We start from the raw sequence: 14627 nt of genomic DNA on the forward strand, positions 1-14627 counted from the left end.
TGGAGCGGTTTATACAGTAGCTCGCTATAGATGCAACCGCGAAATAGAAAACCCCGGCCTGAGCCGGGGTTCTTTTATTTCAACATGCAAAACGCGCAGAGGTTCAACCGTTCTGGCGGATACCGGCCACCAGCCAAGGCTGGTCATCGCCCTGGGGACGTTCCATGTTCCAGCTTTCGCTGAACGCTTCGCCTTTGTCGAAGCGCGAGTCCTTCGACACACCGCTGAAGGTCAGGGTGGCGATGGTCTTGTCGGCGCGATCATCGACACCGTCCAGCTGTACTTGCAGATTGTCGATGTAGGTCGACTGGAAGCCATCGCCCAGTTCGGCCCGCTCGCGCTTGAGGAATTCCAGCAGTTGCGGGGTCACGAACTCAGAGATCTTGTCCATTTCGTTCGCATCCCAGTGTTGCTGCAGGGACATGAAATGGTTGCGCGCCGCTTCGATGAAGCGCTCTTCGTTGAACCAGGCTGGCGCATTGATCACCGGTCGAGCAGCCACCGGTGCTGCCGAACCGCCGAAGATCGAACCACTGGCCGGTTGCTGGTTGAACACCTCACGTTGCATCGGCGCATGACCGGCCGGAGCCAGTTGCTCCTGCTGCTTGCGACGACGGGCGGCAATGAAGCGGAAGACCAGGAAGGCGATGACCGCCATGATCAGGATGTCGAAGATTTGCATGCCCTGGAAGCCGTCGCCCATGAACATGGAGGCGAGCAGGCCACCGGCGGCGATGCCGGCCAGGGGGCCGAGCCAGCGCGAAGCACCGCTGGCTTTGGTGGCGGCGCCAGCCGCACCGGCCGCGCCCGCAGTAGCCGCGGTAGAGCCGGCCGCAGAGGACGGCGCCATCTGGCTGGTCTGGTGGGTCGGGGCAGCGCCCGAACTTTTACCACCGCCAAAGCGCTTGGCGGCATTGGCGTCGATGGCCATCGTCAGGCCGATGCATAACGCCATGGCGATGCTAAGAAAACGTTTCATATAAGGGCATTCCCATTTGTGGATAGCACGCGCGCCATGTTGCACAGGTGAACTGTTGCTGGCTAGCGGCAGAGTGTTTCGGGCTTTTGCGTGACAGGTTAGGTTCAGCTTCAGCCGCGCAAGAGGGCTTGTTGGCTTTTGGCTGTAGGAAAGGGGGACAAGTTCTATCGGAAAGGCAGCAGGCGTGAGCAATCCGACCTGTGGGAGCGAGCCTGCTCGCGATCGCGGTGGGTCAGTCACTGTCAATGTTGCCTGATCCACTGCTATCGCGAGCAGGCTCGCTCCCACATAAAAAGCTTTCAGAACGCCTAGATCGCTTCCAACTTGGCATACCCCAGCATCAGCCACTTGCTGCCTTCGCTGAAGTTCACCTGAACCCGGGCCTGGGCGCCGGCGCCTTCGAAGTTGAGGATCACGCCATCGCCGAACACCGAATGTCGCACGGTCTGGCCGAGACTGAAGCCGGTTTCCGGGATGTCGCTGCCGCCAAACAGACTGCTGGTGCTTTGCTGCTGGCCGCCGCCGAACGGACGGCTGACGCTGTTGGACAGCCGCACCTCCTGAATCAGGCCTTTGGGCACTTCACGGACGAAGCGCGACACCTTGTTGTAGGTTTCGCTGCCGTACAGGCGTCGGGTCTCGGCGTACGTCAACACCAGGTTCTGCATGGCGCGGGTGATGCCAACGTAGGCCAGGCGTCGTTCCTCTTCCAAGCGTCCCGGCTCTTCCAGGCTCATCTTGTGCGGGAACAGGCCTTCTTCCATTCCCACCAGGAACACGTAGGGGAATTCCAGACCCTTGGCACTGTGCAGGGTCATCAACTGGATGCTGTCTTCATGCTCGTCGGCCTGGGTGTCGCCGGCCTCCAGAGAGGCGTGGCCCAGAAAGGCCGACAGTGGCGAAAGCTCTTCGTCTTCCTCGGTGTTCTCGAAGTTGCGTGCGGCGCTGACCAGTTCCTCGAGGTTTTCCACCCGGGCCTGGCCTTTCTCGCCCTTTTCCGCCTCGTGGTAGGCGATAAGGCCGGACTGCTCGATAACGGTCTGAGTCATCAAATGCAGCGGCATGTCCGTGCACTTGGTGGCCAGGTCGTCGATCAGGTCCATGAACGCCTTCAGCGCACCGGCGGCGCGGCCGGTCATGCCCTTGTTGGTGACCAACTGGCGCATGGCTTCCCACATCGACACATGGCTGTGGCGCGCGTGGTCGCGAATCGCCTCGACGGTTTTCTCGCCAATGCCCCGGGTCGGCACGTTGATCACCCGCTCCAGGGCCGCGTCATTACCGCGTCCTTCGAGCAGGCGCAGGTAGGCCATGGCGTTCTTGATTTCGGCGCGCTCGAAGAAGCGCTGGCCGCCATAGATGCGGTACGGGATACGTTCGCGCAACAGGGCTTCTTCCAACACCCGGGATTGGGCGTTGGAGCGATACAGGATGGCGATGTCGCTGCGGGCCAGACCGGTTTTCAGTGCGCTTTCGATGGTTTCCACCACGTAGCGGGCTTCATCGTGTTCGTTGAAGGCGGCATAGAGGTTGATCGCTTCGCCTTCGCCGCCGTCGGTCCACAGCTCTTTACCCAGGCGCCCGGTATTGTTGGCGATCAGGGCGTTGGCGGCTTTGAGAATGCCGGCGGTGGAGCGGTAGTTCTGTTCCAGGCGGATCACTTGGGCGTCAGGAAAGTCCGCCGAATACTGATGAATATTCTCGATTTTGGCGCCGCGCCAGCCGTAGATCGACTGGTCGTCATCGCCCACCACCATCAGGCTGTCGCCGCCCTTGGCCAGCAGGCGCAACCAGGCGTATTGCACGGCGTTGGTGTCCTGGAACTCGTCCACCAGCACATGCCGGAAGCGCTTCTGATAGTGCGCCAGCAGGCCTGGGTGATCGCGCCACAGGTCCAGTGCGCGCAGCAGCAGCTCGGAGAAGTCGATCACGCCAGCCCGCTGACACGCCGCCTCGTAGGCTTCATAGATGCTGCGCATGGTCGCCAGGAACAGATCGCCGCTGGCCTGGATGTGTTGCGGACGTAGGCCTTCGTCTTTCTGGCCGTTGATGAACCACTGGGCCTGGCGGGCCGGCCAGCGCTGTTCATCCAGGCCCAGCTCACGGATCACCCGCTTGACCAGCCGCTGCTGGTCGTCGCTGTCGAGAATCTGGAAAGTCTGGCTCAGGCCGGCTTCCTGCCAATGCGCCCGCAACAAGCGGTGCGCCAGGCCGTGGAAGGTGCCGACCCACATGCCGGCCGGGTTGATGCCCATCAGTTGCTCGATGCGATGGCGCATCTCGGCAGCGGCCTTGTTGGTGAACGTCACCGACAGGATCGAATGGGGCGAGGCGTTCTCGACCTGGATCAACCAGGCGATACGGTGCACCAGCACCCGGGTTTTACCGGAGCCGGCACCGGCCAGGACTAACTGACGACCCACGGAGGCCGCTACGGCCTGGCGTTGGGCATCGTTGAGGGAGTTCAGCAGAAGGGAGAGATCATCGCGCATCGGGGCATTCTAGGGTGCGGCGGCAGCCCGGGCAAACCGAGCTTTGCCCCAGCCGATAAAAGACCGGTCGGTGATGACCGGTCGGTCATGGGCCACAGGCATTGGCCGGGCTCGCTTGAAGGGCTCGCGACCCAATGAAATAGCGACTTTTTCAGCATTTTTATGAGCTTGGGCAGTGTGGGATGGCCGTTGCCTTGTGTATGCTCGCTGCATGTTTCGGGTTCTCCATGCTCCGCTGAATAAGAACAAGAACAGTGCCTATGACCCTAAATTCCGATCTGGCGGGCCCCTGTGTGGAGCCACGGATCATCTGCAAGCAGTACGCCACGGAAATGGCGGTCGAACGCACAAGGCTGTTGTATCAGGGTTCGCTGCTGCCCACGCTGTTCATGTTGGTCAACGGCCTGGTTTGCGCCGCGTTGTTGTGGGGGCCTTCGCGTCATTTTCAGGTCAGCGTCTGGCTGGTCTGGTTGCTCTCGCTGGTAGCGCTACGAGTCATTCAGGTGGCAGCCTTCGATTCGGCGATACCCAGCCGCCAGGCGCACCCGATATGGTTGCGAATGTTTTTGCTCGGCTCGGCGATGACCGGGCTGACATTGGCCGGAGCAGGTATTGCACTGGTACCGGCCGACAGCTTTCAGCAACAGGCCTGGGTATTCGGCCTGATTGGCGCGGCCACCTTGTCAGCCAGCGTTGCCTATGCCGTGAGCCTTCCGGCGTTTTTGTCCTTTACCTTACCGTGCCTGTTGCCGGCCATCGGTTATCTGTTCTGGGGCGGCGATGAGCAACAGCGCGGATGGGGTTGGCTCGGACTGGTCGTACTCGTCTCGCTCAGCGTGGTGGCCTGGCAGGTCAACCGGTTGATACAAAGTGGCATGCTGCGAAGGTTCCAGAATCAGGCGCTGATCGAGCATTTGCAGCAGGCGCAAGCGCGTAGCGCACAGCTCAACGAGGCACTCGGCCGGGAAGTCGAACAACGCCGCAGCGCCGAGGAAAAACTGCGGTCGGCCCAGGTAGGGCTGGAGGCGCGCGTGGTACAGCGCAGCCTCGAGTTGGAGGCGACCAGCCAGGCCCTGAGCAAGAGCGAAGCCCGTCTTGACCTGGCGCTCAAGGCCAGTGAGTTGGGGCTCTGGGACTGGAACCTGCAAACCGACGAAGTCCATCACACCCAGCTCAAGGAACTGTTCGGCCTGGAGCCTGAGTACATCACAGCGATGCTCAGTCACCTGACCCCGCGTCTGCATCCTCAAGACGTGCCGGCCCTCAAACGCGCCCTCGTTGAGCACCTCAAAGGCCGCAGCGAGGACTACCAGATCGAATACCGCGTACGTCACGGCGATGGCCATTGGGTCTGGATCGAAGACCGCGGTCGGGCCGTGGAGCGCAGCCCGAGTGGCCGCGTGCTGCGCATGGTCGGCACCCGGCGAGACATCAGCACCAGCAAGGAACTCGAGCAACAGCGCCAATTGGCGGCCACGGTTTTCGAGGCCGCCAGCGAAGGCATTGTGATTTTTGACCCGCATTACGCACTGCTGGCCGCCAACCAGGCGTTCACGCGGGTCACCGGTTTTAATATCGATGACATGCTGGGACGCAATGTCGTCGACCTGCCGTGCAGTCGTGATGCCCGCCGGCACTACCCGATTATCCGCCAGGCGCTCAAGCAGCACGGCACCTGGCAAGGTGAACTGGTGGAGGCCCGGGCCAATGGCGAGTTGTATCCCCAGTGGCTGCAACTGAACGTGGTGCGCGATGCGCGGGGAAATGTGAGCCATATCGTGGGCTTCTTCGCCGATCTTTCGGCCCGGCGCGAGTCCGAAGAGCGAATGCGCTACCTGACCCATTACGACGAACTCACCGGGCTGGCGAACCGCTCGTTATTCCGTGAGCGCCTGCACGAAGCCCACCAGCGGGTGCGTCAGGGCGGACGACGCAGCCTGGCACTGCTGCATATCGACCTGGACCGTTTCAAGCTCCTCAACGATAGCCTCGGCCATGATGTTGCTGACCAACTGTTGCAGAAGATGGCCCGCCGCCTGATCAATGCGTTGCCCGAAGCGGACACCATCGCCCGCTTGTCTGGCGATGAGTTCGGGGTGCTGTTCGACGCCTACGGCAACCTTTCCAGCCTGGCGCGGGTGGCGACCCGCCTGTCCGCCAAGCTGCGCCTGCCGCTCACCATCGAGGGCCACGAACTGGTGGTCAGCGCCTCGATCGGCATCAGCATGTTGCCCGACAATGCGAGGGAAATTTCCACGCTGGTCAGTCAGGCGAACATGGCCATGCAACATGCCAAGCATCTGGGCGGCAACAATTTCCAGTTCTATACCGACAGCCTTCAGGCCAGCACGTTGGAGCGCCTGCAACTGGAGAATCAGCTGCGCAAGGCCCTTGAAGAGCAGCAGTTGAAGGTTTTCTATCAACCCAAATTGTGCCTGGCGACCGGCCGCCTTAACGCCGCCGAGGCGTTGGTGCGTTGGGATCATCCGGTCATGGGCCGAGTTCCGCCGGGAGACTTCATCAGCCTGGCCGAAGAGACCGGGCTGATCGGGCCGATCGGCGAGTTCGTGTTGCGCCAGGCCTGTTGGCAGGCGTGCCAATGGCAGCGTGAGGGGCTGGCGCCGATCAGGGTGTCGGTCAACCTGTCGGTTCATCAGTTGCGCCAAGGCAAGCTGGTCAGCCTGGTTCGGCAAGTGCTGGAGGAAACCGGTCTGGCGCCGCAATACCTGGAACTGGAACTGACTGAAAGCCAGTTGCTCGACAGCGTTGAGCACATCATCGCGACGTTCCAGCAATTGCGCGACCTCGGGGTCAAGCTGGCGATCGATGACTTTGGTACCGGCTATTCGTCTCTGAGTTATCTCAAACGCATCCCTGTGGATTACGTGAAAATCGATCAGGCGTTCATTCGTGGGCTGACGGAGGGTAGCGAAGACGCGGCCATTACCCGGGCAATCATTGCAATGGCCCATGGGTTGTCGCTCAAAGTGGTGGCCGAAGGCGTCGAGCGGCCAGAGCAGCTCGAGTTTCTGAAAGCCGAACAATGTGATGAGGTTCAGGGCTATCTCATCAGCCGACCGGTTGAAGCACAAGGGTTGGCCGCGCTGTTATGGGCTAATCGGGATGATTGCTAGCCCGCCGTTGCTACATGGCGTGCATGCGGCATGAAACCGGGAGATTGAGTTACGGATTGGGCGGGCAAAAAGCCGATTCTTGTAGTATAACTACAAGCTTGCTACATCCCGGCTTCTGCCAATAACAAGAGTCCAATCCCTTGAACCTGTTGCAACACATCGCCCAGTCACGCCATCTGCTGCGCAAGTCGGAGCTGAAAGTCGCCGATCACGTATTGCTTGATCCTGCGGCCGTGATGCACAGCTCCATGGCCGATCTTGCCCACAGCGTCGGCATCAGCGAACCGACCATTGTGCGTTTCTGCCGAGCCATCGGTTGTTCGGGTTTCCAGGACCTGAAACTCAAGCTGGCGCAAAGCCTCGCCGCGGGTGCGAGCTTCGGCCAGTTTGCGATCCATGAAGACGATTCGGTCGCCGACTACAGCCTGAAAATCTTCGACACGACCCTGCATACGCTGATGGAGGTTCGCGAGAAGCTTGATCCGGTGGCGTTGCAAAAAGCCGTCACGGCCATGTCCCAGGCCCAGCGTGTCGAGTTCTATGGTTTCGGTGCTTCGGGCGCGGTGGCGGCCGATGCCCAGCACAAGTTCTTCCGGTTGCTGCTGACGGCCGCGGCTTATTCCGACCCGCACATGCAGGCGATGTCGGCGGTCACGCTGAAGCCCACCGACGTGGCGATCTGCATTTCCCAGTCGGGCCGTTCCAAGGATCTGCTGATCACCGCCAACCTGGTGCGCGAAAGCGGCGCCTCGTTGATCACCTTGTGCCCGAGCCAGACGCCATTGGCCGAACTGTCCACGGTGAACCTGGCCATCGACGTGCATGAAGACACGGAGATCTACACGCCGTTGACCTCGCGCATCGCCCATCTGGTGGTGATCGATGTGCTGGCGATGGGCGTCGCCATGGCGCGCGGCCCAAGTTTGGTCAATCACCTCAAGAGCGTGAAACGCAGCCTGCGCAGCTTGCGGTTGTCACCCAAGTCGGTGAAAGCGCTGGACGATTGACCGCTGGTCTTGAAGTTGAGGGCATCTGTGGCGAGGGGATCTGCGAATTCATCGTTCTGTAACGCTCGCGCCGCCAAACCGTCATCGCGCGCCTTCATCGTAAAGCTCCCGTATACGTCTTGGGAGTCTCGACATGACCCAGTCCTACGAAGAACGCAGCGCCGTCAAAACCCGTCGTCAGCAGGAAGACCAGCGCCGCATGGCGTTTCGTCGTGCCATCGAAGACCGCTGTGAGCAGCGCCAGCTGCTGGCCGAAATCAGCGAGTTTCCGGACGCAGCAGAATTCAACTATTGGCAGGCAACATCGGCGGCTTCCCGTCGAAACGCTCAACCAGGCCAATGATCTGAGCACGCTCGCCGCGAACGAACGCCAGGAAGGCGTGAGCCACCGGTGACAGGCGCTTAGCCCTGGCCTGCACCAGGCACCAGCTGCGGTACAGCGGCAGCTCCTCCACCGGCAACTCGATGAGAGCGCCGGACACCATCTCCCGGCTTACGGCGTGGCGCGTCAACAGTGCCACGCCCAGCCCTGCGAGAACGCATTCGCGTTGGGCCTCCGCCGACGCCACTTCCAGTGTCTGGGTGAAATGCACCCGTTTCTCCTTGAAATACTCCTCGCAGGCCAGCCGCGTACCTGACCCCGGCTCGCGCAGCAGCAGCGTATACGGCTCAAGGTCTTGCAAGCGCAACGGGCCCATGTGGCACAGCGGATGGTCGGGCGGCGCCACAGCGACGATTGGATTGTTGAGAAATGGCAGGAATTCCAGGCCCATGTCCTGAGGCACCATGGACATGATCACCAGATCGTCCCGGTTGTCCGAGAGCCTTCGGATCACTTGGCCGCGGTTGACCACCGTGAGGTTCAGGTTGACCTCCGGGTGCTGGCGCTTGAAGGCGGCGAACAGATGCGGCACGAAGTACTTGGCGCTGGATTCCACCGCCAGCTTCAGTTGGCCTTGCAGCGAGCCCTGCATGTCCGACAACTGCATGTCGAGGTTTTCCAGGCGCCCGAAGATGTCCCGGCTGGCGCGTTGAAGGGCTTCGGCGGCTTCGGTCATGTAGAGTTTTTTGCCAACGTACTCAAACAGCGGCTGGCCAATCAGCTCCTCAAGTGATCGAATCTGTAGGCTAACGGCCGGTTGTGTGAGAGACATTTCGTCGGCTGCGCGGCTGTAGGACCTCAGGTCGCACACCTCATTGAAAATCTGCAGTTGACGCAATGTCATACGCATCAATGACTTACGCATTTTCTATAGGCTCTCGAGCGGGGCGGATGAGTCAACTATAAGTCTTTGCTTATGCACGACCCAATAAATATTCATTTTTGTTAATCAACAGCCAGGACTAGTGTGGTGCTGCGACCGATTGTTACATCTGGTCACGCGTCGACCTGAAGCTCCAGGTCGTGGTACCACCGGCTCAAGGGAACCTCCAATTGATAACAAAGATCCTGATCGCCAACCGTGGTGAGATTGCCGTCCGCATCGTGCGCGCTTGCGCCGAGATGGGCATTCGCTCGGTCGCGGTCTATTCCGACGCTGACCGTCATGCGTTGCATGTCAAGCGTGCGGACGAGGCCCACAGCATCGGCGCCGATCCGCTGGCCGGCTATCTCAACCCGCGCAAACTGGTGAACCTGGCCGTGGAAACCGGTTGCGATGCGTTGCATCCCGGTTATGGCTTTCTCTCGGAAAACGCCGAGCTGGCGGACATCTGCGCCGAGCGCGGGATCAAATTCATCGGTCCGTCGGCTGAAGTCATTCGCCGCATGGGCGACAAGACCGAAGCGCGTCGCAGCATGATCAAGGCCGGCGTACCGGTCACGCCGGGCACCGAAGGCAACGTATCGGGCATCGAAGAGGCCCTGACCGAAGGCGACCGCATTGGTTACCCGGTGATGCTCAAGGCTACGTCCGGTGGTGGCGGTCGGGGTATCCGTCGCTGCAACAGCCGCGAAGAACTCGAACAGGCTTTCCCGCGGGTCATTTCCGAAGCCACCAAGGCCTTTGGTTCGGCGGAAGTGTTCCTGGAAAAATGCATCGTCAATCCCAAGCACATCGAAGCGCAGATCCTGGGTGACAGTTTTGGCAACGTGGTGCATCTGTTCGAGCGTGATTGCTCGATCCAGCGTCGCAACCAGAAGCTGATCGAGATCGCCCCCAGCCCGCAACTGACGCCTGAGCAGCGCGCCTACATTGGTGACCTGTCGGTGCGCGCCGCCAAGGCTGTGGGCTACGAGAACGCCGGCACCGTGGAGTTCCTGCTCGCCGAGGGCGAGGTGTACTTCATGGAGATGAACACCCGGGTGCAGGTGGAACACACCATCACCGAAGAAATCACCGGCATCGACATTGTTCGTGAACAGATTCGCATCGCCTCCGGCCTTCCGTTGTCGGTCAAGCAGGAAGACATTCATCACCGTGGCTTCGCGCTGCAGTTTCGGATCAACGCCGAAGACCCGAAAAACAACTTCCTGCCCAGTTTCGGCAAGATCACCCGCTACTACGCCCCGGGCGGCCCGGGCGTGCGCACCGACACAGCGATCTATACCGGCTACACCATTCCGCCCTTCTACGATTCGATGTGCCTGAAGCTGGTGGTCTGGGCGCTGACCTGGGAAGAAGCAATGGACCGTGGCCTGCGGGCCCTGGACGACATGCGTCTGCAAGGGGTCAAGACCACCGCGGCGTATTACCAGGAAATCCTGCGCAACCCGGAATTCCGTAGTGGCCAGTTCAATACCAGCTTCGTTGAAAGCCATCCTGAGCTGACCAACTACTCGATCAAGCGCAAACCCGAAGAGCTGGCCCTGGCCATCGCCGCCGCCATTGCCGCCCACGCAGGCCTGTAAGGAAAATAACAATGTCCAAGAAGATTCACGTAACCGATACGATCCTGCGCGACGCTCACCAATCGCTGCTCGCTACCCGCATGCGCACCGAAGACATGCTGCCGATCTGCGACAAGCTCGACAAAGTCGGCTATTGGTCGTTGGAAGTCTGGGGCGGCGCAACATTCGACGCCTGCGTGCGCTTCCTGAAGGAAGACCCGTGGGAGCGCTTGCGCCAACTGCGTGCGGCGCTGCCCAACACTCGCCTGCAAATGCTGCTGCGTGGTCAGAACCTGCTGGGCTATCGCCATTACAGCGATGACGTGGTCAAGGCGTTCGTGGCCAAGGCTGCGGTCAACGGCATCGATGTGTTCCGTATTTTCGATGCGATGAACGACGTGCGTAACCTGCGGGTCGCCATCGAGGCGGTGAAAGCCGCCGGCAAGCACGCCCAGGGCACCATCGCCTACACCACCAGCCCGGTGCACACCATTGAGGCTTTCGTAGCCCAGGCCAAGCAAATGGAAGCCATGGGTTGCGACTCGGTGGCGATCAAGGACATGGCCGGTTTGCTGACTCCGTACGCCACTGGCGAGCTGGTGAAGGCATTGAAGACCGAGCAGTCGTTGCCGGTATTCATCCATTCCCATGACACCGCTGGCCTGGCCGCGATGTGCCAGCTCAAGGCGATCGAAAACGGCGCCGATCACATCGACACCGCGATCTCCAGCTTCGCCTGGGGCACCAGCCATCCGGGCACCGAATCGATGGTTGCAGCCCTTAAGGGCAGCGAGTTCGACACTGGTCTGAACCTGGAATTGCTGCAGGAAATCGGCCTGTATTTCTATGCGGTGCGCAAAAAATACCACCAGTTCGAAAGCGAGTTCACGGCGGTGGACACCCGGGTCCAGGTCAATCAGGTGCCGGGCGGGATGATTTCCAACCTGGCCAACCAGCTCAAAGAGCAGGGCGCGTTGAATCGCATGAACGAGGTGCTGGCAGAGATTCCACGGGTGCGCGAAGACCTTGGCTTCCCGCCGCTGGTGACCCCGACCTCGCAGATCGTCGGCACCCAGGCGTTCTTCAACGTGCTGGCTGGTGAGCGCTACAAGACCATCACCAACGAAGTGAAGCTCTATTTGCAGGGTGGCTACGGCAAGGCTCCGGGTTCGGTGAATGAGAAGCTGCGCCGCCAGGCCATCGGCAGCGAAGACGTGATCGATGTGCGTCCGGCCGACCTGCTCAAGCCGGAAATGACCAAGCTGCGTGGCGAAATCGGCGCACTGGCCAAATCCGAAGAAGACGTACTGACTTACGCCATGTTCCCGGACATCGGGCGCAAGTTCCTCGAAGAACGCGAAGCCGGCACCCTGACCCCGGAAGTGCTGTTGCCAATCCCTGAGGCGGGCAGTGTGAGCTCGGCGGGTGGTGAAGGCGTGCCGACCGAGTTCGTCATCGATGTTCACGGCGAAACCTACCGCGTCGACATCACCGGCGTGGGCGTCAAGGCTGAAGGCAAGCGTCACTTCTACCTGTCCATCGATGGCATGCCCGAAGAGGTCGTGTTCGAACCGCTCAATGAGTTTGTCGGCGGCGGCAGCAGCAAGCGCAAACAAGCCACTGCGCCGGGCCATGTCAGCACCACCATGCCGGGCAACATCGTCGATGTGCTGGTCAAGGAGGGCGATGTGGTGAAGGCCGGCCAAGCGGTGCTTATTACCGAAGCCATGAAGATGGAAACCGAAGTGCAGGCGGCTATCGCCGGCAAGGTCACCGCCATTCATGTCGCCAAGGGCGACCGGGTCAATCCGGGCGAGATCCTGATCGAGATCGAAGGCTGAGCTAACAGCCTCGATACAACCGTTTAACCTCGGGGGGGCATGTGCTCCCCTTTTTTTTGCCTGTCAGAACATCATTCGCCATTGGCCCATCAACGCCCCGTTACGGTTGTCCTGACCGGTTTCACCCTTATAACTCACCCCCAGGGTATGCCTGGGCGAAACGGCCAGGTCCAGCCCTGTTTCGAAGAGCAGGCTGTCACGGTCCAGTTCGACGCCTTCGACGGTATACGACTTGCCTGCGCCGACCAGGCCCTGGCGGGAAGCGCCTCGGGTCTCGCCGTAGAGATGTTTCCAACCGAGACTCAAGCGCGGCGTCAGTCGTATGCCCTGGTCAAGAGAGAATGACCGGGCGAGGTGCAGGCCCAGGTTGCTGTGGAAATAGTCCTGGGCCTGACCGTTGAACTGCAACGCTGCGTCGCCACCGTTCTCCGAATAGCGATCGCGTTGGTAGCGTTGGTAGCCAAGGTCGATATAAGGCTCGACATCGAAGTGACCGATGTTCAGGTTGTAACCGAGCTGGCCAAAGACCTGCTGCGTATTGGCATCGTAGCGACCTTTGAGGCGATCCCTGAAACCGTTGAAGAGCACATGACGCTTGGTACTGCCGTCATGATTGCCGTAAACGGCGCCCAGGCGCAGCGCCCATGGCCCGTCCTGGCGCAAGGCGTAGGCGCCCAGGTGCCAACTGTCGAGCCGACCATCGAACTGCTGGCCGTCCAGCCGGGTTTGCGTCTTGCCGCCGATTATCCCCAGGCGCCAATCAGGGCTGATGGCCCAGTCGGTTCCCAGCATCACACCTCTGGTCGAGTGTTTCAGGGCATAGCTGCCCAATTGTTTGCCGATACTGCCGCTGTTACCAATGGCCTGGACCCAGACTTGACCGTCAGCATGCACGTTCCCCGGGTTTTTCTGGCCCATGGCCGAAAGCATTCCGCTGCAGATCGGCGCGATGCTGCTCAAGGTGGCGTTGCCCAGATCCGCAGTGTTGTAGCCACTCAGTTGGTCGATGGCGCTGGCGGCGGTCATCATATCGCTGCCGAGCAAGGCGTTGATGGCGGCGTTGGGTTTTGCGACTGGCTGGGTGGTTTGCAATTGGCCGGCGGGTTTGGGAGCGGTGCTGGTGATTTTGGGTGGCTCGACGGGTTTGATTGCTGAGGCTTCGATCCCTGGTCGGGCACCAGCTGCCTGTGCAACGGTAGGCACGTCGATGGGGGCGGGCGTTGTTGGTTTGACCGGTTGCAGCGCTTCGATATGGGCGGCAAATTCTTGCCCGTTTTCGGTAGTTGCTGCTTGCGTGATGGGAACATCGTTGCGCGCGTAAGTCAGGTTGACTTGCGTATCGGTGGGGCTCAGCGTCGCCGTCATGAAGGCCAGATTGCTGGAGACCGTGCCGAACGCTCCTTCGATCTTCCCCGCGCGGATGACCGTGTGCTCGCGCGCCTCAATGTATTCGCCCGGCACGGCAGCGACGGTCAGCGTCGCGTTGTTGAGGAGCGCGGTGCCTTCAACGTTGATCGTGGAGCTACCACCATCTGCATTGACCCCGTAGATCAGTTCGGCACTCTCCGCCAACGAGAAGTCCTGAGTAATGGAGGGTGCGCCTATTTCGGGGCCGACTTCCAACTGGCCCGCGACACTCAAGAACTCCACAGTGCCATTGCCGCTGAAGCTGGCCCTTTCGCGTACATGAACCTGTCCATTGACCACGCCGGAGTTCGTCATGCTGGCACCTGGCTCGACAGTCACGCGATTGGCGACCACGCCCTGGTTGTCCAGCTTGCCGAGAACCCCTACCTGGCCGTCGATTCGGCCAGTATTGAGCAACGTGGCCTCTGGCTCGATCACCCCCCAGCCTGCGAAATGCCCGGTGTGTTGCCATTCACCTTGCGCAACCTGCAAAGCCATGAAGTTTCGGGTTTCAGCCAATATCGGATGCTTGGCGGCGTCCAGGCGCAGAACGTTTTTTCCACCGCCACCATCAATGATCCCGGGGAATTTTGCGTTTGCGCTGATGATGACCCAGTCATTTTTGCCCGTCCATTTCGCGTCGCCTTTACGGGAGGTGTTGGCATTTTGCCGCTTGGTATCCTTAGCTTCGGCGAAGGCCCTGAGGTGCCCTTGTTGCTCGGCGGTTGTGAGAATATCGGCTGATGGCTGAGCCATCGAAACATCGGCGCAGCCGAGCGCCAAGGCGATTGCCAGGGCAAGGTGTTGGGGTGGGTGTAAATGTTGGATAGACATCGAGTGCGGCCTCTCTTGAAAGAAGTCCGCACTTTAAAAATTCCACCCCCGGTCACGCTGCCAGCTAACGCCGCGCCTTGGGCAAGCCACAGCAGATGGAATC

10 protein-coding genes are annotated in these 14627 nt (G+C 60.6%); 6 read left to right on the forward strand and 4 right to left on the reverse strand.

The window, feature by feature from the left end:
• Window positions 1-103: 103 nt before the first annotated feature.
• Complete coding sequence (locus HQ912_RS01720) at window positions 104-979, reverse strand: Tim44 domain-containing protein (RefSeq protein ID WP_047226694.1); 876 nt, start codon at window positions 977-979, stop codon at window positions 104-106.
• Window positions 980-1287: 308 nt separating this feature from the next.
• Window positions 1288-3471: a DNA helicase II gene (uvrD, locus tag HQ912_RS01725; RefSeq protein ID WP_047226695.1), complete on the reverse strand. Its 2184-nt coding sequence runs from the start codon at window positions 3469-3471 to the stop codon at window positions 1288-1290.
• A gap of 260 nt (window positions 3472-3731) precedes the next feature.
• Between uvrD and HQ912_RS01730 the strand changes: the two genes are divergently transcribed.
• The 3 genes from HQ912_RS01730 to HQ912_RS01740 all read left to right on the forward strand — a co-directional run bounded on the left by HQ912_RS01730 (window position 3732) and on the right by HQ912_RS01740 (window position 7955).
• Window positions 3732-6605 carry a bifunctional diguanylate cyclase/phosphodiesterase gene (locus HQ912_RS01730; protein WP_173406383.1) on the forward strand — a complete coding sequence of 958 codons (2874 nt, stop codon included), beginning with the start codon at window positions 3732-3734 and terminating at the stop codon, window positions 6603-6605.
• Window positions 6606-6745: 140 nt separating this feature from the next.
• Window positions 6746-7612 carry a transcriptional regulator HexR gene (hexR, locus tag HQ912_RS01735; protein WP_003187110.1) on the forward strand — a complete coding sequence of 289 codons (867 nt, stop codon included), beginning with the start codon at window positions 6746-6748 and terminating at the stop codon, window positions 7610-7612.
• A gap of 133 nt (window positions 7613-7745) precedes the next feature.
• Window positions 7746-7955 (forward strand): PA3496 family putative envelope integrity protein, encoded by a 210-nt coding sequence (locus HQ912_RS01740; protein WP_047226697.1) that lies wholly within the window; start codon window positions 7746-7748, stop codon window positions 7953-7955.
• On the opposite strand, the gene HQ912_RS01745 is transcribed toward HQ912_RS01740, so the two are convergent.
• Window positions 7897-8859 carry a LysR family transcriptional regulator gene (locus HQ912_RS01745; protein WP_047226698.1) on the reverse strand — a complete coding sequence of 321 codons (963 nt, stop codon included), beginning with the start codon at window positions 8857-8859 and terminating at the stop codon, window positions 7897-7899. The two genes, HQ912_RS01740 and HQ912_RS01745, sit on opposite strands and share 59 nt — an antisense overlap.
• A 188-nt stretch (window positions 8860-9047) precedes the next feature.
• Between HQ912_RS01745 and HQ912_RS01750 the strand changes: the two genes are divergently transcribed.
• Together HQ912_RS01750 and oadA are read left to right on the forward strand one after the other, a co-directional pair.
• On the forward strand, window positions 9048-10463 hold the full coding sequence (locus HQ912_RS01750) for an acetyl-CoA carboxylase biotin carboxylase subunit (protein ID WP_047226699.1): 1416 nt from the start codon (window positions 9048-9050) through the stop codon (window positions 10461-10463).
• A gap of 11 nt (window positions 10464-10474) precedes the next feature.
• Window positions 10475-12283 (forward strand): sodium-extruding oxaloacetate decarboxylase subunit alpha, encoded by a 1809-nt coding sequence (gene oadA / locus HQ912_RS01755; RefSeq protein WP_047226700.1) that lies wholly within the window; start codon window positions 10475-10477, stop codon window positions 12281-12283.
• A gap of 63 nt (window positions 12284-12346) precedes the next feature.
• On the opposite strand, the gene HQ912_RS01760 is transcribed toward oadA, so the two are convergent.
• Window positions 12347-14188 carry an autotransporter domain-containing protein gene (locus HQ912_RS01760; protein ID WP_230682606.1) on the reverse strand — a complete coding sequence of 614 codons (1842 nt, stop codon included), beginning with the start codon at window positions 14186-14188 and terminating at the stop codon, window positions 12347-12349.
• Between HQ912_RS01760 and HQ912_RS27715 the strand changes: the two genes are divergently transcribed.
• Entirely contained in the window at window positions 14168-14434 is a 267-nt protein-coding gene (locus HQ912_RS27715; RefSeq protein ID WP_230682607.1) for a hypothetical protein, read from the forward strand. The two genes, HQ912_RS01760 and HQ912_RS27715, sit on opposite strands and share 21 nt — an antisense overlap.
• Window positions 14435-14627: the final 193 nt, after the last annotated feature.

The organism is Pseudomonas sp. MPDS (assembly GCF_013283895.1).
GTDB lineage: Bacteria > Pseudomonadota > Gammaproteobacteria > Pseudomonadales > Pseudomonadaceae > Aquipseudomonas > Aquipseudomonas rhizophila.

Excerpts from the sequence above, each read along its gene's own strand:
- HQ912_RS01720 (WP_047226694.1), bottom strand. The coding sequence starts at position 979 with ATGAAACGTTTTCTTAGCATCGCCATGGCGTTATGCATCGGCCTGACG.
- uvrD (WP_047226695.1), bottom strand. The coding sequence starts at position 3,471 with ATGCGCGATGATCTCTCCCTTCTGCTGAACTCCCTCAACGATGCCCAA.
- HQ912_RS01730 (WP_173406383.1), top strand. The coding sequence starts at position 3,732 with ATGACCCTAAATTCCGATCTGGCGGGCCCCTGTGTGGAGCCACGGATC.
- HQ912_RS01740 (WP_047226697.1), top strand. The coding sequence starts at position 7,746 with ATGACCCAGTCCTACGAAGAACGCAGCGCCGTCAAAACCCGTCGTCAG.
- HQ912_RS01745 (WP_047226698.1), bottom strand. The coding sequence starts at position 8,859 with ATGCGTAAGTCATTGATGCGTATGACATTGCGTCAACTGCAGATTTTC.
- oadA (WP_047226700.1), top strand. The coding sequence starts at position 10,475 with ATGTCCAAGAAGATTCACGTAACCGATACGATCCTGCGCGACGCTCAC.
- HQ912_RS01760 (WP_230682606.1), bottom strand. The coding sequence starts at position 14,188 with ATGGCTTTGCAGGTTGCGCAAGGTGAATGGCAACACACCGGGCATTTC.